The organism is Planktothrix agardhii (genome assembly GCF_904830935.1).
In the GTDB taxonomy this organism is placed as follows: domain Bacteria; phylum Cyanobacteriota; class Cyanobacteriia; order Cyanobacteriales; family Microcoleaceae; genus Planktothrix; species Planktothrix agardhii.
Window position 1 is genome coordinate 4,697,556 of record NZ_LR882952.1, and the last position, 21,185, is coordinate 4,718,740.

Sequence of the window (21,185 nt, forward strand, 5' to 3'; positions counted from 1 at the left end):
ATCACCATTCTATAGGAACAGTTGGATTGTCTGAAATCGAAACAGTGGAAGAAAATACTCAAACCTCCCCTTCGACAGAGCTCAGGACAGGCTTTGTCCATATTCCCGTATTGAGTCGGGAATTAATTGCGGGGTTAGAAATTTGTGCGGGGGGAGAATATCTGGATGCAACCGTTGGCGGTGGCGGACATAGTTTGTTATTGTTGCAGGCGGGGGAGAATATCCAGTTAACAGCAATTGATCAGGATCAAGAAGCGATCGCTGCCGCCCGGGTTAAATTTGAACAAGCAGATCCTTCTTTCTTGGAAAGAGTGCAGTTTTGGCAAGGGAATTTTACTCAATATAACCCCAAATCTAAACAATTTGATGGAATTATAGCGGATTTAGGGGTGAGTTCCTATCAGTTTGATCAGCCAGAAAGAGGGTTTAGTTTTCGCCATACTGCCCCTTTAGATATGCGAATGAATCAACAACAATCTTTAACGGCGGCGGAGATTATTAACCATTGGGATGAGAAGCAATTAGCGGATATTTTTCATCATTATGGGGAAGAAAGATTATCAAGACGAATTGCTAAACGAATTGTAGAAAAACGACCATTTCAAACTACAACGGATTTAGCCTATGCGATTGGTGGTTGTGTTCCGGCGAGTTATCGTCACGGACGAATTCATCCGGCTACCCGTGTATTTCAAGCATTAAGAATTGCAGTGAATCAAGAGTTAACTTGTTTAGAAAAATTTATAGATCAAGCGCAATATTGGTTAAAACCTGGGGGTAGAATTGGGGTAATTAGTTTTCATAGTTTAGAAGATAGAATCGTTAAACATCGGTTCAAAGAGTCTCCTATTTTACAGGTATTAACTAAAAAACCGATTCAACCCCAACCCGATGAACTGAATAATAATCACCGTTCTCGTTCAGCTAAATTAAGATTAGCAGAACGAAAGATAATAGAATAAGCAAGATTATTAACCCTAATAGCCCGTCTGGGTTATGTCGCTTTTTCTGCGGATATTTATGGCAAAGGAATTAGACCCCAAACCGCAGAGGAAGCTAAAACTCAAGCGACCCTTTACCGCAGTAACCGGGCGCTATTAAGGGAACGGGTAAATGCCGCTTTAACAGAACTTCGTAAACAACCTCAAACTGATTCTGAAAAGTTAGCCGCGATTGGATATTGTTTCGGAGGAACAACGGTTTTAGAATTAGCAAGAAGTGGTGCAGATATTGATGGGGTGGTGAGTTTTCATGGTGGTTTAGATAGTCCTAATCCCCAGGATGGTAAACGAATTAAAAGCAAAGTTTTAGTCTTACATGGGGCGGATGATCCGTTAGTTTCTCAAGAGGATATTAAGGCATTTGAGCAGGAATTGCGGGAGGAAATAAAGAATAGGCAATCTTGCCTTTAGTTAAGGTTTGAAACCAACGGCCTCAGAAATTGAATTTAACCCATATTGATCTAATTTTTTTAACAGTCCTGCTAATATGCTTTTTACCATTCCTGGCCCTTCATAAATCCAACCCGTATAGACTTGAATTAAACAAGCTCCTGCTGTAATTTTTTCCCAAGCATCATCGGCGGTAAAAATTCCCCCAACCCCAATAATAGGTAACTGTCCTTGGGTATTTTGATGAATCCAACGAATTACTTCTGTTGATCTTTCTTTTAGGGGTGCACCACTAATTCCTCCCGCTTCTTGGGTAATATAACTTCCGGTTTGGGGTAGCCATTGGGTTTTTAATCCGTCGCGTTTTATGGTAGTATTAGTAGCAATAATTCCGGCTAATTTATGGGTTTGGGATAAATTAACAACATCGGCGATCGCATCCCATTCTAAATCCGGTGCTATTTTAATTAAAATTGGTTTATTATCTGTATTTTCAGTATTTAAAACCGCTATAATTTTACTTAATTGTTCCGCATCTTGGAGCGATCGCAATCCGGGGGTATTAGGAGAAGAAACATTAACCACAAAATAATCCCCATAGTCTTTTAACAGTTTAAAACTCCCTAAATAATCTTCGGCGGCTTCTTCTAAAGGAGTAATTTTAGATTTTCCTAAATTAATTCCGACTGGAATCATAAATTTTTGTTGATGTTTTTCCTCTAACCGTTGCGCCAATATTTCCGCCCCTTGATTATTAAATCCCATGCGATTTAAAATGGCTTCATCCTCAACTAATCTAAATAATCTAGGTTGGGGATTTCCTGGTTGCGGATGGAGGGTAACTGTCCCTAATTCCGTAAATCCAAAACCCAAACTTTGCCAAATTCCAGCAGCAACTCCATCCTTATCAAACCCGGCGGCTAAACCCACGGGATTAGCAAAATTTAAACCCCACAATTGTTGCTGTAAACGGATATCCTGTAAACAGAATGATGGTTTAAGTTGAGATTCTAGCCAATTTAGGGGTGAATTAGACTGATTTTGGTCAATCCAACTCAGGACTTCTAAAGCGCGATGATGGGCCCATTCTGGATCAATTTTGAGTCCATAAAATAAAAGGGGTTTAACGGCGCTGCGGTAAATATCCAAAATAGTCTCCTATGCTTAGGTCTTAATTCCCAGTTTTAAATTTAGTCTATTTTTTGAGCAAAATGGTGAAATATTAAGGGTAAGATAGAAGCATCAGCCAGATCAACGGGTAGAGTATTTTTCTTCCCCTATACCAGAAAACTGCACAGGTTTAGGATCTTAATTAAAATTTTAGTTTTTAATGTTAATTAAAATATACAATTCGGGAGTTTATTATGGGTCAATTTGAAGAATCGACCGCATTAGAGCAACCCATCATGACATTGGGGCGTGTTCTCCAGACCCTACAAGATGAAGACAATGTTGATGTTTTAATCGAAACGATTTTAAACTATTTAAAAACCGAGTTTAATTATAGTTTAATTTGGATTAGTTTATATGATCGTTTAGATCATCGTTTAATTGGCAAAGGAGGAGTTACCCCAACGGAAGATAATTGGTTAATCAAACAAAGATTTGTCTTATCTCCTGGAGATTTACTCGAACAGTTAGTAATTCAAATGCGACCTTTAGTTGTCCCCGATCTGCGGTCAGAAACTCGCGCTGGAGAATGGCAAAAAGCTGCCCAAGCCTTTAATATTCAGGGGTCAATTTTATTCCCCATGCGCTATAAAGATCGCTGTTTTGGTGTGGTTTTATTAGGATCAACCGAGTGGGGAATTTCTCCGAGTTCAACGGAAAAAGAACTAATTTCGATGGTTTTAGGAACCTTAGCGACTTCTTTATTTCAAATTGAAACCACTTGGATGTATCAACAAACCAAAAGACCTGACCAACCTTTTTTGAAACTTTTAACTCAATTTAGAACCCTGAATACTTTAGATCGATGTTTGGAAGTAGCGGTAGAAACAACCCATGAATTTATTGAACCGACTCGGACAAATGTGTATTGGTATTATCGAGAAGGCCGTTATTTTTGGCGGCGGGCGAGTAATCAACAAAAACTTCCCAGTGTCAGTTTAATGAAACAATCGGCTTCGGGGGTAACAGTACAGGATTTAGGGGAATTTTATCAAGCGTTAACTTCCGATCATTTAGTGTCTATTGGAGAGTCTTATAGTTCCTTAAGAGCGGATACAACGGAACGATTAATGGAGAAAATTCGCGCCCGTTCCCTATTAGCAGTTCCGATTCTTTTTAATCAAGAAATGTTAGGATTTATTGCCGTTGAAGGTCAAAATCCGAGGATTTGGCAGGAAAATGAAAAACAATTTTTGCGGGGTGTGGGACAATTAATTTCCCTAACTGCTCCCTTAGCGGAAATGGAAGTTAAAATTCGACAAGCGGAATTAGATCAATCCTTAACTGCTAAAGTTACCCGTACTATTGTTGATGATCAAGATTGGCAACTTTCTTTAAAGACTACCGCTAATCTATTGTGTCAGCGATTAAATGCGGGACGATTTTTATTAATTAAACGTCATCTTAAAACAGCAAAATTTGAGATTATTTATCAATATTATCCTTTAAATAGAAACGCAATTTTTTCGCCTTTAGATTCTCTGAGTTCCCAAGATTGGCAATCTTTAAAAAATCAGAACGAAATTTTGCTAATTGAAAATTATGATGAAGATGAAAAATTAAAACCTTGGCGCAATCAACTCAAGGATGCCGGAGTGCGATCGCTCATTCTTTGCCCGATTAACTCTTGTTTGACTTCGGAAAAAAATCAACAAGACAATACACCTCAAGAGTGGTTATTAATCGGTCATGATGCTCCCAGAACTTGGGATCGAACCGAACAAAAATTAGTTAAAATTGTGGGTCAACAATTAAGTGTGATTCTCCGTCAATGGAAGTTAAATCAACGAATTAAATCTCAAGAAGAATTTAATCAAGCCTTAGAGCAGGGCTGGTCAATCTTAGAAAAAACTGAGCAATTACAAGACCTAGAACAACAATTTACAGAAAAAATAGCCCAATTATCAAAAAGTCCTTTAGTTCTATTATTAACCTGGCTAGAAGGAGCCAAAAAAGCAAAAGTTGCCCATTGTATTGCTCGTCAATCTAAATTTTATATTGACTCAGAGCGGTTAATTTCTATCGCTAAAGATCCTTTAATTCAACACGCTTTATCAACAAAAACAATGTTTTTGTGGCCGGTACAGGAGCTATCTGCTTATACTCGCCAATGGTTTACAAGCACCGTCGATAAAATTTTAGTCACTATCCTGCATACCGCTTCTGAACACGATCCTACGGGTATTTTGATTGTTGCTGATCCTGAGCAAATTCAAACAGAATCTGGCATATCTTTAACTCTGCTTAATTCCTTGATCATGCAGTTTTCTTGGTCACGGCGCTATCTCAGAATTCAAGAGGTATTAACAACTCAACACGAAGAATTACAATGGATGAATTGGTATAAACAACGGCGCTTAGAAGAATTGTATCGAACCGTGGGCGGAGGACTGAAACAATTAAACGAATTAAATCAATCTCCATTTCAATCAACCGATCCACAAAAAAACCAACTTTCCCATTTACGCTATCAACAATTACTCCGTCAAATGGGAAGCGCTTTAGCTTCTACCAGTTCTTTAATTAAACAGGAACAATGGCGACTTCATCATCAAAATGATATTATTCCAATTACTAATTTATTGCGAAGGGTGGGGGAACGAATCAATGCTATTATTAGAAATAAACAAATCCAATTAGTGATTAAACAACAGGAAAATTTTAATGTTATTGGCGATCATATTAAATTAGAACTGGTTTTTTATGAAATATTATTAACCACCTGTCACCGCGCTGAACCAGGTGGCGTCATTGAGATGATCACTCAACCTTTAAATGATCATCAATTACAACTAATGATTACAGATTATGGTATAATTAACCCGCAACTAATTCTGGAGTTAAAAATCGGTCATTCTCCCGATTTACTTGCTCCCTCTCCCCTATCTTCTCCCCCAGGTCAACAGCTTTTAATTTGTCAACAAATGTTAGAAAAAATGGCAGGAAAATTCCTAATAGAATCAGGAGAAAATCAACAAATTATAACTCGGATTATTTTAACTTTAGCTCCAGCAAGCTAGATCAATGATTTACTAATAACTTGTACGGACGGGTGGCTCAAGATTGAAGTAATGAATATAAAAATTACTTCTAAAACTGATAACTGATCACTGATAACTGATTAATATGTTACTTTCCCTAAGAATAGAAAACTTTGCTTTAATTGATCATTTAGATTTAGATTTAGGTAGCGGTTTAAATGTATTTACCGGAGAAACCGGAGCCGGAAAGTCAATTATTTTAGATGCTGTTGATGCAATTTTAGGGGGAAAAGTAGACCGTCGTTCCATTAGAACAGGAGCTACAAGATCATTATTAGAAGGAACATTTGAGATCGAAAAAAAATGGTTTAATTGGTTAACAGAACAAGAAATTGATTTAGTCGATGGCAGTTTAATTGTTTGTAGTCGGGAAGTAGTAATTACCGGAGACAAACTTCGCAGTCGATCCCGGGTTAATGGGGTATTAGTTAATCGAAAATTAATTGAACAACTGCGCGATCGCTTAATTGAAATTACCGCCCAAGGACAAACCTTACAACTCGGTCAACCTGAACTACAACAGGAATGGTTAGATCTCTATGGCGGTCAACCCTTAATCAAAGCCAGAAAAGCCGTAGCATCGACCTATACCCAAGCTCAAACCTGTAGCCATGCCCTAGAAAAACGCCGTCAATTTGAACAGCAACGCCTACAGAGATTAGATTTATTAACCTATCAAATTCGAGAATTAGATACAGCTACTTTAACCACAGCCGACGAATTAGAACAATTACAAATTGAACATCAAAGGTTGAATCATATTGTTGAACTTCAACAACAAAGTTATCAAATTTATCAAGCCCTATATCAAAGTGAAACCGGGTTAGCGGCGGCGGATTTATTAAGCCAAGCGGAAAACAAACTCAGTGATTTAGTCGAATATGATCCCCAACTTCAACCTATTTTAGAAATAGTCAGTGAAGCGGTGGCTCAAATTACCGAAGCCGGAAGACAAATTGGCAGTTATGGTGAACAATTAGAATCCGATCCTCAACGCTTAGAAGAAGTAGAAGATCGCATTCGAGACTTAAAACAAATTTGCCGCAAATATGGACAAACTTTAGAGGAAGTGATCGAATATTATCATCGCATTCAAGAAGAATTAAAGGATTTAGAAGATGAAGATCAATCAATTGAATCTTTAGAACAGACCTATCAACAGGCAGTTCAAGCCCTAAAAGAAACCTGTCAATATCTAACTAACCTGCGTCAAAAAGCCGGCCATGAATTAGAAACCCATCTCCTCAAAGAACTCAAACCTTTAGCGATGAATAATGTTAAATTTCAAGCCGAAATTCATCCGATTTCCCCGACAGCTATGGGGGCGGATCAGATTCAATTTTGCTTTAGTCCCAACCCCGGAGAACCCCTGCAACCCTTGGGGGCGATCGCATCGGGAGGAGAAATGAGTCGGTTTCTCTTAGCTTTGAAAGCCTGTTTTTCTCAAATTGCTGGGTCGGGAACTTTGGTATTTGATGAAATTGACGTCGGGGTATCGGGACGAGTGGCCACCGCCATTGCTCAAAAACTCCACCAACTAAGTCAACGCCATCAAGTCCTCTGTGTCACCCACCAGCCCCTAGTTGCGGCCATGGGAGATCATCATTTTCGGGTAATCAAAGAAACTATCCAAACCGACTTAGAACCCAATTCCCAGGCCCCAGAAACCCGCACCGTCGTTCGTGTCAGTCAGTTAACCTCCCCCCAACGTCGGGAAGAATTGGCTCAATTGGCCAGTGGAGAATCGGCCCAAGAAGCGATCGCCTTTGCTGAGTCCCTTTTGACCCAAGCTGCGTTGATGAAGAATTAGGTTTGACACCAAAAACTCCAAAATTATGACAAAATAAAGCTATTAATTGGTAACTAATAATATGTAATAGGATATGAGATAGTTAAAATTTATCCCTGAACATTCAATGAGGATAGGACAATGAATGCTTTAACTGTCAATTTGAAATCATTAATAGAAATGACTGATGAGCAATTTTTTCAGCTATGTCAAAACAACCGGGAATTGAGATTTGAAAGAAATGCCAATGGAGAGTTAATAATTATGCCACCAACGGGAGGAGAAACGGGAAACAAAAATGCGAGAATCACTCAACAGGTAATGAATTGGACTGATGACGATGGTACTGGCATTGCTTTTGATTCTTCCACTTGTTTTAAATTGCCTAATGGTGCAGATCGTTCTCCTGATGCTTCTTGGATCAAGTTAGAAAGATGGGATGCTTTAACGGATGAGGAAAAACAAAAGTTTCCCCCTATTTGTCCTGATTTTGTAATTGAGTTACTTTCTCCTAGTGATAGTTTGAAGACCACACAGGAAAAGATGAGGGAATATATAGATAATGGTGTAGGTTTGGGTATATTAATTAATCGTAAATCTCGTCAAGTGGAGATTTATAGACCAGGAAAAGAGGTTGAATTTTTAGATTCTCCTGCTACGGTTTCGGGGGAAGATATTTTAAAGGGTTTTGTGTTAAATTTGGGGATGATTTGGTAAATAGCGATCGCCACTTCAAAAAAATCAACCAGCGATCGCATTCCCCATACCCAAAATTTATCTATCTAAACTTGAACTAACGGCTGATTGTTGATAGATGAACGAGGTTGAATTGTCTTTTTAATTTCTTCTCCCGCTAACTCTTGGGCTAGGCGTAACTCATAAGTTTTTTGCAAATTAAGCCATAGTTCTGCACCAGTGCCAAACCATCGTCCTAGACGTAATGCCGTGTCAGCAGTAATACCTCTTTGCCCTTTGAGAATTTGCGTAATCCGATTTGTGGGTATATGGAGCGATCGCGCTAATTCTGATGCACTAATTCCCAGTTCTTTTAATTCATCAGATAAGATTTCGCCAGGGTGAATTGCGGGTCTTGGCATAGCTTTTTTCTCATGAAGTGATAATCGACAATTTCGATATTAAATGGGCGATCTCCACTTTCCCCTTCACCTCCCAAAAACGATCGCCTAAAAATCACAACTCACAGGAATGGCGATCGCCTTTAGCAAGCCCATAGAAAGTACATGATTAATGCGATCGCCTCTGTTTTTGTGAAAAATGCTGTAACGAGAATTAGGTAACTTCAATTGTATTTCACTGATAGTCGATGCTAATTCAGGTCTAGAAGCTTCTAGAAGCACTTCCGATGGACGATTGAAGACCCAGCTTCGTAATATTCCTCCCTCGTGATCCACCTATCTGAAAAACCACTGATAGAAGAAAGAATTGATCCCCCGATCCAAGTGGAATATTTTCCCTCTGGGACAGCAATAACTTTGACTTTAGAACTGATAGACTGAGGAGCGAGTTTTTGCACCTCTTTTGTCAGACGTTCTGCTAACCCAGGAAAAAGAGTAGTGCCACCGGATAGCACAATATTCTGATATAGATCACTTCTTATATCAGCATCGCTCTTTTCGATTGCCTGATATACCTGCTCATGAATTCCCCCAAACTCCTTGCCTGTCAGAGATGGATAGTCTGTGATCTTGCGATCAGCAAGATTGATTCTTAGGATGCTATGGGGCAGAGCATAGCCATCGCGAACGGGAACAATATGCGTCACTCCATCACCGATTTCCACCACTACTCCCGTAGGCTTACCAGCAGATTGGAGTGAAAGGACTGCCGTGTTAGCAACATAGAGTCCCGGCACACCAAAGGTGTCGAACAAGATCTCAGTTAGTTTCTCTCGATTGCGATTTGGATTTAGTGACGTTTCTGTGATCAATACATTGTGTTCTTCAGGGTTTACTCGCAGCTCTTTCTTAAACGTGTGATCGAGAACTTTTTCAAAGTCGTCCCAGTCTTCAACGATGCCATGCTCAATGGGGCGTTTCAGGATCAATACCCCGCGCTTTTCCTCAGCCTGTGTACCTACATAATAGTCCTTCTGGTCAGAGCCGACCATAATGCCTGGAACTTTTGGTCTGCCAACGACAGTGGGAAATACAGCCCTTGGTGCGTCTTCACCTGCAAAGCCAGCCTTCACATAGTCTGAGCCAATGTCAATAATCACGTGCGGTTTTTCTCGATCGTACATAGTCTTTCTGTTTGTTGTTGCTAGTAATGGTTAAATTGTTAGACACTCAGGCAAATTTGAATCGGCGGATTATCCATCCGAGAGTGCTGCAAACCTTGTAGGGCATACGGCAATGTATGTAAATAATTCTAGCTGAGTTTAGTTAGTCAAAAATGTCTACAGGTACAGATCATCTGACCGTTTTAAAGGTCACTACTAAAATGAGAAACGCTTGTCTTTCAAATGCCTGAAATTCTTTGACACGATCGCCAGCAGCAAATTTGGCTGTGCGTTTGTCTTTATATTTTTGAGGCATAGGCAAGTGTTATGCGTTACGTCAAGTATAACACTTATGTCGCAATTTCGCAAAAAATCAACCAGCGATCGCTTTGAGGAGAGCTATATTTGATGTTTATAGTCTAAATATCGAGACTCAAAGTAGGGTAATATCTTATCGGGGTTTAGAAGAAATAATTTTCTAAGGGGTAAAATATGGCAGAACTTAATGTCACGAAAAAAAGTATAAGTAGTTTATTTTCTGAAATGCAGGGAACTAAATTCATAATCCCTGATTATCAACGACCATATAAATGGGATTTAGAAAAATGCGAAATTCTATGGCAGGATCTTACAAGTTTCTTTGAAGAAAGAACGGTAAGTGAGGAGTATTACTTAGGCACAGTTGTTACTTGTAAAAACGATGAATCTGGAAAGATTGAAATTGAAGTTATCGATGGGCAACAGCGTATCACCTCACTCTTGCTTCTTCTAAGAGCATTCTATTCAAAATTGGAAAACAGTGCAATTGAAGACGACAATATTGCTGGTCTCAAGAATCAAATTGCACCATGTATTTGGGACGTTAACCCTATTTCGGGAAGAGTTTCTGACACAAGTTTAATCCATATAGAATCACGAGTTGCAACTGAATCTGACAATGAAGTATTTCATGCGATTCTTCGGACAGGAAAATCAAAACCAAATGCTACCGACCTTTATTCAAAAAATTATGACTATTTCTTTTCAAAGTGTGAAGAATATGCAATGAATAATCCAATTCATTGGCAGGAATTCTGTGTTTCTATTTTAAAAAACTGCATTATACTTCCAATTGATTGCGAAAAACTAGACACAGCGTTGACCATATTTTCAACTCTGAACGACCGAGGAATGCCACTGTCGGATTCCGACATTTTTAAAGCCCAAATTTATCGTACTAAGAATACCGAGGAAGAAAAATCAGAATTCACTAATTCATGGAGAGAGCTTACTGAAACAGTTGATGACGCAGGAATGACTCTGGATGCTCTTTTCCGAAATTATTCGCACGTTATTCGTGGCAGAAGTCGTGATAAAACAAAAGAAATCGCTCTAAGAAAATTTTATGCTGGCGAAAAATTTGAAAAATTAAAGCAACCTAACTTGATGAAAGAATTGCAAGAGCTTGCAGAATTTTGGCTAACTGTGAAACAAGGTAAATCTACATTTCAGGGACGAGAGTTTATTTCTCAGCAGTCGTTTAAATATCTTCATTGCCTTAACCATTACCCAAATGAATACTGGAAATATGTTACAAGTGCATATTTTTTCAAAAATAAAGATTTGGATTCGTTTTATACAAGTTTTTCTGAATATCTCGCAACTTTAATTTCATTTTTGTTTGCTGAGTTTGTTCAGAAACCAACCGTAAATAAAATAAAGGACTCATGTTACCAATTTTGCATTGATATTTTTGAAGGAAAACCACTAACAATAATCACTTCAATTCCTCCAGAATTTTCAACTACTTTGGCCCAAACCGTTAATTATAAAATTGCTCGCGCCATGATTTTGCTTCATGCTTATCTAAATCCCAATCAAATTGACATGATTGAGTCCAATTTTGAGATTGAACATATTTTCCCTCGTGTTTGGCAAGCAGCTAACTACAATGGCTGGAATCACGAAGATGCAAAAGTCTATTTGGAGCGATATGGAAACAAAGTGGCTATAGGAAAAAAACTAAACATCCAAGCTGGTAATGGTTATTTTGGACAGAAGAAAAATAAATATAAAGACTCACCCATTGCTAATGTTAATGACCTTTCAAAATACCCAAGTGATGATTGGGTAAAGACCGACATTGAAGCAAGAGAAAAACTGTTTTTAGAATCAATTGTGAGTTTCTTTCATTCCAATTTGCATAAAAAATAAGTTCAAGATACCGATTATACTTTTAGAATAGATATTTAAAGACAAATAATTTTTAAGCGATCGCCTAAAAATCACGACTCACACCGAATAGCGATCGCTTTTTCTATCACTTCCCAATACCCAAAATTCTATTCTATAATTCTGAATTTTAATCATCATCTTGATCCTCGTCTGACTCGTCTAATAGCCCTAATCTCAATAGCTTTTTAGCAAGAGCATATACGTCTTGTTTACTACCATCCTTCCGAATTCCCAAAGCCACAATCATGACAGTGACTTGAGCTTGCTCGATCGCGTAAATGATCCGATATCTTTGTCCAACTGCACGCACACTGTAATAACCCTCTAGTTCACCGAGTAATGGTTTTCCCTGCATTTCGGGGGATTCTTTGAGCTTGTCAATGCGATCGCTAATTTTTTTACGGATACGACGATCGCTGATTTCTTTTAATAGTTTGAAAGCCGTGGGCTGAATAACGACGCGATACATTACAGGTCTAATTCTCGTTTAGCTGATTCCCAATCTATTCCTTGTGCTGATTTCGCCTCGGTAATACCTTGATGCAAGTTAGCCATAAGCTTCGCATCCCCAAGTATTTCTAGGGTTTCGAGTATTGCTTCGTAATGTTCCCATGTCATCACGGCTAGGACGGGCTTGCCTCTACGGGTAATTGCCAGTGTACCGCCTTGCTGGGCAAGCTTTTCAGGTAATGAGGTTAACTCGTTTCTTGCTTCTGTAATCGGAATATTGGATAGCATTATTTTTGAATCTATCTGTACATCTAAGTGTACATCTAAATACAGCAAAAGCGATCGCCTAATAATCACGACTCACAGGAATATAATATATAATAGGATATGAGATAGTTAAAATTTCTCCCCGAACATTCAATGAGGATAGGACTATGAAGGAATTGATGCAACCCAGATTTCTCCTGCCTTAATAGTCGTCATATAATCCTTCATCTTCTGACGAATAACTTTTTAAAAAGGCATCATGGGCGCGATCGCCTGTTTCTGTTTCTGATTTTGGCTGAATAGTAATAAGCCATTTACCTTTGCCGATTCCTTCTATTATGGAGCTAGGTATTGTAAATTTTTCTCCGTCTTGAAGCTCTATTTCAAAAGCTAATTTTAATAACTGGCTTTTCATATTGTGTAGATACTAAAATATTTAAAATTCTAACATAGAGTTCGGTTTGGGTTTTAGAGCGATCGCATCTTCAACAGCCAAAACATCACGATCGCCTAAAAATGCTGATTTCGCCTCGGTAATACCTTGACGCAAGTTAGCCATAAGGTTCGCACTATCTGTACATCTAATTTTACATCTAAATACAGCAAAAGCGATCGCCCAAAAATCACGACTCACACCGAATAGCGATCGCCAGATCATCTAATTTATTAACTATCTTTTTTCTTAACTCGCTTTTTCTTCTCGACTTTCAGCAATGGCGCACTTAGGGCTTCATAGAGATTAAATAAATACTCAATGCGATTTAATTCGCTAACAAAAGGTTGGGGACGATAGCAAAGATCAACGGCTTTATCTAGGGCTTGATGGGCTTTTACCAAATCGGGCGGCATGGTGAGAGGATCGTAAAGATCGGCGAGGCTACTATCAGGATATTTTGCCCTTGTGTCTAATACTTTTTGTGCGGCGGTTTCGACTTTTTGCTTTTGTTTGTCGCTGACATTTTCAGGGAATGGATAGTTGTTGTAAACAATGTCTTTGGAATAACGATAATCGCTTTTTAATCTTCCACAAACATACTTCATCCATGTCATGTGAATTGCAGAAGTGAGAACACCAAAAATATAGAGATTAGCATTAGGTATCAATAAAACTTGATCATTTCCAATCACATCTCTAGACATAAATCCAATGGGAATATATATTCTTTTCTCTGAAGATACACGAGGCACAAGTAAATAATCTGTTTCTGGTTGTGCTATCTGACAAAATAGAGTAGGTGTAGCTGCAAACTTACGAGTAGATGCTGCTTTACTTTCCAACCTAAAATTTTTAACTTTATCAACTTTTTTTAATACCTCTGGCAAAGCTTTGAGTTCATTTGGAGAAATATCAACGAGCCATAAACAATAACGGCTATAGCCATTAATAAATTCTTGCGCTCCTGTATAGGGTCTTATCCATTTTTTAGCTTGAGGCTCAATTTTAATAAATTCTTCTTTTTCTGCTTCACTAAAAATGAAGTTTCCACCATCTCTTGGCATACTTCCGAAACGCATTAAGGGAACATCAGAAACAGGAACACTTCGATTATTAATAATGATATCATTTCCATCTACTAGATAAGGGTTGATATTCTTCGCTTTTATTACAAGCGGTTCGCCATTAATATCTTGATAGTCAAAAATATACTTTTCTATAGCATCAAAGTAAGAAAATCCAATAATAACGCAATGTACAGCAGCATTGCCTTTTGCTTCATTAGTCCATTTAAAAGTACGATGTGCAAAGTTGATTTTAACTTTGTATTTGCCAAAAAGAATATTCCAAAGTATAGCGACTTGTTCACCTTGAGATATTGAGTTAGTAGAAACAAAACCTACATTTATCTTATTATTTTGTATAACTTGTGCAGCTTTCAGATACCAAGCACAGACGTAATCTAATACACCCGTTCCTTTTTCTCCATCAAAAACATAAGCAATATCGTTTCTTTGTTCATCATTCATGATCATTGCGCCAACAAAAGGAGGATTCCCTAAAATAAAATTCAACTTCTCTTTTGCAACAACAGACTCCCAATCAATTTTTAACGAATTACCATGTACAATCTTCGCGGATTTCTTCAAAGGCAACCGCACAAAATACTGCCCAAACTCATTACTCACCTTCACATTCATCTGATGATCAATTAACCACATCGCCACCTCAGCAACTCGCACGGCAAATTCATCATATTCAATCCCCGCAAACTGATCCACATCCACTTGAATAATTGAGCTAATATCCGTCACTAACTGCCCAGTCTTATTCAATTCCAACAAAATCAAAATCTCTAAATCTCGCAATTCCCGATAGGTAATAATCAAGAAATTACCACAACCACAAGCAGGATCAAGGAAATATAAATTTGCAATCTTTTTATGTAATGTTTCTAGTTTGCCCTTACTACCCTTAGCCTTCTCACATTCAATATAAAGATCATCCAAAAAAAGCGGCTTAATCAACTTTTGAATATTCTTTTCAGAAGTGTAATGCGCCCCTAAATTGCGCCGTTCCGTCTGATTCATTACTGCCTGAAACATCGACCCAAAAATTGCAGGGGAAATTTTACCCCAATCAAACGCACAAGCCTTTAACAATATTTCACGCATCTGTTTATCAAACGCCGCAGGTTGCAAAGGTTCCTCAAATAACTTCCCATTTACATAGGGAAACTGCGCTAAATTTTCATCTAAATTTTTTAACCGCTTCTCCTTAGATGTATTCAAAATCTGAAAAATCGAGGCAATGTGCATCGCCAAATCACTGCCATCTTCCTTAGTATGGAGATCGATATATTCCCAAAAAATTCCCTTATTAAAAATCCCCGTATCATCGGCAAACATACAGAATAATAGCCGCACCAGATACACTTCTAAATCATGCCCTGTATAACCAATCTCTTTGAGGCGATCGTGCAGTTCTCCCATCAATTCCGCCGCCGCAATATTGACCGGATCTTCATCCTTATAAACCCGTTTTTCATATCCAGCTATAAAGCCGAATAGATGGACGTGATTTACAAAATCCTTTAGCTCAAACTCTTTGGTTTCGTTCGTATCTAAATCATAAAGCCGGAATTTTTGGAAATCCGAAACTAAAATATATTTTGGTAATTCATGCTCTTTTAAATTGGGAAAATAATCTTTTGCCTGTTGTGTAGCCTTATCTAAGTCCTTGCCCCTAGACTTATGCTCCACCAAAATCATCCCTTTCCACAAAAGATCGATAAAGCCTTGTTTATTATCCGCCTTTTTAATCGGTAGCTCAAAACTTCCTACCCGCCGCCGTGAAATGCCAAACACATTAAAAAAATCATTCCAGAATGATTGTGACTCTGATTTTTCTGAAGTTTCAGTTTCCCATTCTTTAGAAAAGGCGATCGCCCTTTGCTTAATTTCATTCCAACTTAGAGGCATATCGGCAAATCTTAAGACATAATTTTAGTTAATATTTATACTATAGCAACCGCCAAGGCAGTTAGGATAGAGACGGATCTTGGAACCCAGACGGTGAAGTGTTTTCCCCCTGTTCCCTCCCCCCTAGCCCCCGGGGGCTGTTCCCTACTATATCATTCAGAACGGACGGGGATTCCATCTATCGGGACTTACGCCAGTACACCATATATAGCGTGCTTGCCCAAGTCCTGATAGATTAAAATCCGTGAAATCCGCTTAAATCTGTGATCCATCTTGCTCTATTTTGTCCAAATTGGTAGAACAAAACACAGACGAGAATCTATACTAAGTGGAATAATAGTTCACAAACCGGGATTGCCCTAAATCAGATACAATTTAGCCACTTGTCAATATCCAACGTAAACTGATAAACAGTAATTGTCTACGGGCTATTTTCTTTTGATAGTTCAAAACTTAAAAAAATATTAATTTTCCCTTAAAAGACTGTTTCAACCCCAATCTATGTATTAAAACCCTATGAAATCTGCATCCCCGACCAATTCTATATCAGGAGAATCAACGGTTGTTTCAGCACAAGTAATTGATGTAACACCCGTTCAGGAGTCTACAGTTAATCGAAAGGGTATGAGCAAAGTGGGGGGTGAGACCCCTCTTGAAGAATCATCTTCTTCAACGAATGGGGGTTTAGTTCTCACAGGTGCAGGAGGCAGCAGTTTCTCCTCTATTCTGGCTCCTTTAACCAAAGACAATTTCGTTATTGTGGTTAAAGAAGTTGAGGATAAACTAAAAACCGTTAATCAAACCCTATCGATGCTGAATAATCTGCTCGATGCTCAGGGGTTTGAGGAGATTCTCAATGAAATGTTGCGGTCGATTACTATTAAGATAGGAGAACTTTTAAATGCCGATCGGACAACGATCTGGCTGGTAGATGAAGAAAAACACGAACTCTGGTCAATTGTAGCTGGAGGACAGGATGGTAAACCCTTAGAATTGAGAATCCCATCCACCGCCGGAATTGCTGGGGAAGTGGCGACCACTCGCAATGTGGTTAATATTCCCTACGATTTTTATAATGATCCGCGTTCGGCCGCCGCCAAGAAAATGGATCAGAAAAATGGCTATCGGACATATACGATGGTCGTTATGCCTCTTTTAAATGATGAAAATGGCTTGGTGGCGGTGGTACAATTACTAAATAAATTAAAACTGAATTCAAGCCACCTAGATCCCTTAGATGAAAAAATAGACTTAGAGGGATTTACGGTAGACGATGAAAAACTATTTGAAGAATTTGTCCCCTCGATTCGCCTAATTTTAGAGTCTTCTCGTTCCTTCTATGCGGCCACGGTCAGACAGCGAGCAGCTGCGGCTTTAATGAATGCAGTTAATGCCCTCAGTAAGAGTAGTTTGGACTTAGAAGAAACCCTAAAAAATGTTATGGATCAGGCAAAAGAATTAATGAATGCCGATCGTAGCACCCTGTGGTTATTAGATGAAGAAAAAAGCGAACTTTGGACAAAAATTCCGATTAATGAAAAACTGATAGAAATTCGGATTCCTCGAAGCGCCGGATTTGCTGGAGTTGTTGCCCAAAGTGGTGAACCTTTATTAATTCCCTTTGATCTGTATAACGATCCCCGTTCCGAAACCTCTAAACAAACTGACCAAAAAACTAAATATCGGACTTGCAGTATGTTATGCACACCCGTTTATAATGCTGACAATCAACTGATTGGTGTGACTCAATTAATTAATAAAAAAAAACAAGGAGAACACCCGCCTTATAATCCAGAAAATTGGCCAGAAGCTCCGGAACAATGGAAAGCCAGCTTTAATACTAATGATTTAGAATTCATGCAGGCATTCAATATTCAAGCGGGGGTTGCCTTACAAAATGCCAAATTGTTCCAAAAAGTCAAAGAACAGGAACAACGGCAAAAAGATATTCTGCGATCGCTCAGTAATGGAGTCATTTCTACCGACAAAGAAGGTCGAATGATTGCCACGAATGATTGTGCCATGGAACTCCTAGGAATTCGGGAGGAAGATGTTGTTAAGGGGCGCTCTGTCCGAGATTTAATTCAGGTTAAAAACCGAGACTTTAGCAAATGGTTTGATCTAGCTTTAGCCCCGAAAGATATTAAAGACAGACAACAATATTACCCGGATCAAACTTTATTCTCCGAAACAAATGAATCCTCTCGGAGTGTGAATTTATCAATTAATTCCATGTCTGATATCAATAACCCAGAAAAAGTTAGTGGGGCTTTAGTGGTGATGGAAGATATCAGTGGCGAGAAAGAAATCAAGAACTTAATGTATCGCTACATGACCCCAGAAGTCGCTGAACAACTGTTAGCTAGTGGGGATACCGGATTAGGTGGAAAACGAAAAGACGTTACCGTTTTATTTAGTGATATTCGCGGCTACACCACCCTCACCGAAAAACTGCAAGCCGAAGAAGTAGTCACCATGCTCAACTCCTATTTTGAGGAAATGGTAGACACCGTGTTGGGCTATAAAGGAACCCTGGACAAATATATCGGAGATGCGTTAATGGCCGTATTTGGTTCTCCGGCCCCCCTGGCGGATCATCCCTGGATGGCGATGCAAGCGGCCGTGGAAATGCGCTACCGTCTAGCCGAATACAATGAAGGTCGGGTCGCCCAGGGGTTAATGCCTATTGGTATTGGTATGGGTCTCCATTCCGATGAAGTGGTATCGGGAAATATTGGGTCGAGTAAACGGATGGAATTAACCTCTATTGGGGATGGAGTTAACCTCGCCTCCCGTTTAGAAGGAACCAGTAAACAATATGGCACGGATATCGTAATTAGTGAGAATACCTATATCCATTATGCTGATCGGGTAATTGTGCGAGAACTCGATTTCATCACCGTCAAAGGCAAAAGCCAACCGGTGAGAATTTATGAACTCGTTGGCATTCGGGAAGGGAAATTAGTACGACCAATTTCTGAAAAACAACAGGGAATCATCGACCACTATCATCTAGGACGGGAATATTACCTCAAACCCGCCACGGACAAATTAACCGCAGAGGAAATAGTGCCGTTATTAGAAGAACTCGAAGAAGTCTCCGAAGTTCAAATGAAAAAACTATCTTATGATGATAAGGATTTATTGGGACAAATGTTATTAAAAAATTCTCTGGAGAAACTAACCGAAATGTTAGATGAAAATATCATCAAGCGGTTAGCCATAGAAGACTTTAAACGGATGCCGATGGAGGAAGCCTTAGCCATTTTACCGGAAAAAGTCAAAGGATTTACTCCCCGGGAAAATAAAAAATTACTCATCGTTAAACTAAAACAGTTTACAACCGATGAGAATACCCGAAAAATGTTGGAAGACGAAGCCGCAGAAATGCCCCTACCGAAACTTCGGAAAATGGTTGATTTAGCCAAACGCAAATTTGCAGCAAAAGCCAAAGAATCTTTGCGGACTGCTAAACGGGAATTTCTGGCGGTTTTGGATCTTGATCCGAAAAATAAGGCCGCTAAACTGCACGTTGATCGCTGTATTCTGTATGAAACCACCCAACCCCCTGATGAAACTTGGGATGGAGTGTGGAACCTGACTGAGAAGTAATTAAAGATATTGAATTGAGAGACACGCTGTGGCACGTCTCTTTTAATTTTATAGCAGGGAACAGGGGTTAAATACGAGTGGGAATTGGGGACTGTCCGGCTTTGAATTTGGGGATAAAAGTATATTTGAGATAAATTCCTAAAGCCGTGATCAGGATAATTATAACTGTCCCTATTCCAATCGGACTGGGAACCCAGAAAATCGCTTCTAATTGATTAATTTCTCCGGGTTTAAGTGTCCAAATAACCTGTTTTCCATTCAGATCAACATTTAATAATAGAGGTGCTTCCGAGCCTTCAGGAATACCGATGGGATTAATCACAGTCGCACCCCAGGGAGTGTTTAAGACAAATTCTAGTTCTAATAAGTTCCCCGAACTAATTAGTACATTCTCCGAGGTAGAGAGTAGGGAAAGCGATCGCAAATCTAATTCTAAGTTGAGATAATTGCGTAAAGCAAAAAACCAATTATTTTGTTTAAGGTTTAAATTTGCAGAAAATTGAGGAATTTCGATATCGGGTTTTTTCTGGGATTTTTTATTGTTAAATTCAGCAGGATTAAAAAATTGATTAAATTTTGTCTCTAAATCCTGACCATTATTAAAAGGAATAGTAACTAATATTTCCTGTTTAGACAGTAGTTTGGTTTTTCCTTTTAACTGTTTAACCCGTTTTTCTAAACTAGATATCCATTCATCTACTACATCATGACTAAATTTAGTTAATTGTTCTCCTAATTGAATCTTTTGAACAATTTGACCATGGGTTTGATCCTGAAATGCCACTCCCACATCATACCTAACACAGCCACTCAACAGAAAAATGGCACAAAAAACAATACTGAGTTGTTTGATAATTTTGATCATGATTTTGTTCCTAGCCGTTAAAATTCAATTTAGTCCATTCTCCCGGTGTAGAAGAATTATTAAAGTCTATAATCACATTCTACTCTTGACATTAATACCAATTACCTTTCTTGACTCACTCCATCAAAAAGCGAACTAAACAGGGTTATTATCCTCTACTCTGGCCATCGGTACGGAAATTGCCACCTGTGGGAGTGTGAGTAACCCGCTCTCAAAAGGTTAAGATAGGGGAGAATCTTTCCAAGTCTATAAAACTCAAACCCCTACTAGCAAAAAAAATCGAGAAACTATGGGATTCTTTGATTCAGACATCGTACAACAAGAAGCTAAACAGCTATTTGAAGATTATCAATCTATGGTCAAACTGGGCAGTGATTATGGCAAGTTTGATCGGGCTGGGAAAAAACTCTATATTGAGCAAATGGAAGCGGTTATGGATCGTTACCGGATTTTCATGAAGCGGTTTGAACTTTCCGAGGATTTCATGGCCCAGATGACCGTTGAACAGTTACGCACCCAACTCGGTCAATTTGGGATTACCCCCGACCAAATGTTTGAACAGATGCACCGTACCCTAGAACGGATGAAGTCGGAATTAGAAAAACAGCCCTAATCCCCTCTATTTCCCTGAAAAAATCGGTGTCCTTGGGTTTATTTTGTTAAAATACATTAACTAGACCCTCGTTAGTTTAACGGGAGTCTCCCCTATTATGCCTGTGAATATCATTTT

17 protein-coding genes are annotated in these 21,185 nt (G+C 38.8%); 8 read left to right on the top strand and 9 right to left on the bottom strand.

Annotated elements, in window-relative coordinates; all coding sequences use genetic code 11:
* The first annotated feature begins 44 nt into the window (after positions 1–44).
* On the top strand, positions 45–962 hold the full coding sequence (gene rsmH, locus NMG88_RS21480) for a 16S rRNA (cytosine(1402)-N(4))-methyltransferase RsmH (protein ID WP_042157977.1): 918 nt from the start codon (positions 45–47) through the stop codon (positions 960–962).
* Positions 963–989: 27 nt separating this feature from the next.
* Entirely contained in the window at positions 990–1,412 is a 423-nt protein-coding gene (locus NMG88_RS21485; RefSeq protein WP_227351538.1) for a dienelactone hydrolase family protein, read from the top strand.
* Here NMG88_RS21485 and NMG88_RS21490 read toward each other — a convergent pair whose 3' ends face one another.
* Positions 1,413–2,540, bottom strand: a complete 1,128-nt coding sequence (locus NMG88_RS21490; protein WP_026793449.1) for a quinone-dependent dihydroorotate dehydrogenase — start codon at positions 2,538–2,540, stop codon at positions 1,413–1,415.
* A gap of 215 nt (positions 2,541–2,755) precedes the next feature.
* Between NMG88_RS21490 and NMG88_RS21495 the strand changes: the two genes are divergently transcribed.
* From NMG88_RS21495 to NMG88_RS21505, 3 genes are all read left to right on the top strand, one after another.
* The gene (locus NMG88_RS21495; RefSeq protein WP_235752050.1) at positions 2,756–5,581 is read left to right on the top strand and encodes a sensor histidine kinase; all 2,826 of its coding nucleotides are present in this window, start codon (positions 2,756–2,758) and stop codon (positions 5,579–5,581) included.
* Positions 5,582–5,687: 106 nt separating this feature from the next.
* A complete protein-coding gene (gene recN / locus NMG88_RS21500) occupies positions 5,688–7,412 on the top strand; it encodes a DNA repair protein RecN (protein ID WP_235752051.1) in 1,725 nt (574 codons plus the stop codon).
* Between the two features lie 120 nt (positions 7,413–7,532).
* Positions 7,533–8,108, top strand: coding sequence for a Uma2 family endonuclease (locus NMG88_RS21505; RefSeq protein WP_254035788.1), 576 nt, complete (start codon positions 7,533–7,535; stop codon positions 8,106–8,108).
* Positions 8,109–8,173: 65 nt separating this feature from the next.
* On the opposite strand, the gene NMG88_RS21510 is transcribed toward NMG88_RS21505, so the two are convergent.
* A complete protein-coding gene (locus tag NMG88_RS21510) occupies positions 8,174–8,488 on the bottom strand; it encodes a HigA family addiction module antitoxin (protein ID WP_227364708.1) in 315 nt (104 codons plus the stop codon).
* A gap of 251 nt (positions 8,489–8,739) precedes the next feature.
* Positions 8,740–9,651: an acetate and sugar kinases/Hsc70/actin family protein gene (locus NMG88_RS21515; protein ID WP_227364707.1), complete on the bottom strand. Its 912-nt coding sequence runs from the start codon at positions 9,649–9,651 to the stop codon at positions 8,740–8,742.
* A gap of 471 nt (positions 9,652–10,122) precedes the next feature.
* Between NMG88_RS21515 and NMG88_RS21520 the strand changes: the two genes are divergently transcribed.
* Positions 10,123–11,823, top strand: coding sequence for a DUF262 domain-containing protein (locus NMG88_RS21520; RefSeq protein ID WP_227364706.1), 1,701 nt, complete (start codon positions 10,123–10,125; stop codon positions 11,821–11,823).
* 148 nt (positions 11,824–11,971) lie between these two features.
* Here NMG88_RS21520 and NMG88_RS21525 read toward each other — a convergent pair whose 3' ends face one another.
* From NMG88_RS21525 to NMG88_RS21545, 5 genes are all read right to left on the bottom strand, one after another.
* On the bottom strand, positions 11,972–12,313 hold the full coding sequence (locus NMG88_RS21525) for a type II toxin-antitoxin system RelE family toxin (protein WP_254035789.1): 342 nt from the start codon (positions 12,311–12,313) through the stop codon (positions 11,972–11,974).
* Positions 12,313–12,630 (bottom strand): type II toxin-antitoxin system Phd/YefM family antitoxin, encoded by a 318-nt coding sequence (locus NMG88_RS21530; protein ID WP_227381102.1) that lies wholly within the window; start codon positions 12,628–12,630, stop codon positions 12,313–12,315. Before NMG88_RS21530 ends, NMG88_RS21525 begins: the two co-directional genes overlap by 1 nt.
* Before the next feature lie 133 nt (positions 12,631–12,763).
* Positions 12,764–12,976 carry a hypothetical protein gene (locus NMG88_RS21535; protein ID WP_042156661.1) on the bottom strand — a complete coding sequence of 71 codons (213 nt, stop codon included), beginning with the start codon at positions 12,974–12,976 and terminating at the stop codon, positions 12,764–12,766.
* 21 nt (positions 12,977–12,997) lie between these two features.
* Positions 12,998–13,219: a hypothetical protein gene (locus NMG88_RS21540; protein ID WP_227381101.1), complete on the bottom strand. Its 222-nt coding sequence runs from the start codon at positions 13,217–13,219 to the stop codon at positions 12,998–13,000.
* An 8-nt stretch (positions 13,220–13,227) separates the two neighbouring features.
* The gene (locus NMG88_RS21545) at positions 13,228–15,978 is read right to left on the bottom strand and encodes a class I SAM-dependent DNA methyltransferase (protein WP_254035790.1); all 2,751 of its coding nucleotides are present in this window, start codon (positions 15,976–15,978) and stop codon (positions 13,228–13,230) included.
* A 516-nt stretch (positions 15,979–16,494) separates the two neighbouring features.
* Here NMG88_RS21545 and NMG88_RS21550 point away from each other — a divergent pair.
* Positions 16,495–19,590: an adenylate/guanylate cyclase domain-containing protein gene (locus tag NMG88_RS21550; protein ID WP_376786485.1), complete on the top strand. Its 3,096-nt coding sequence runs from the start codon at positions 16,495–16,497 to the stop codon at positions 19,588–19,590.
* Positions 19,591–19,657: 67 nt separating this feature from the next.
* On the opposite strand, the gene NMG88_RS21555 is transcribed toward NMG88_RS21550, so the two are convergent.
* Entirely contained in the window at positions 19,658–20,455 is a 798-nt protein-coding gene (locus NMG88_RS21555; protein WP_042156667.1) for a DUF3153 domain-containing protein, read from the bottom strand.
* 289 nt (positions 20,456–20,744) lie between these two features.
* Between NMG88_RS21555 and NMG88_RS21560 the strand changes: the two genes are divergently transcribed.
* The gene (locus NMG88_RS21560; protein WP_026787331.1) at positions 20,745–21,068 is read left to right on the top strand and encodes a DUF1825 family protein; all 324 of its coding nucleotides are present in this window, start codon (positions 20,745–20,747) and stop codon (positions 21,066–21,068) included.
* Positions 21,069–21,185 lie beyond the last annotated feature (117 nt).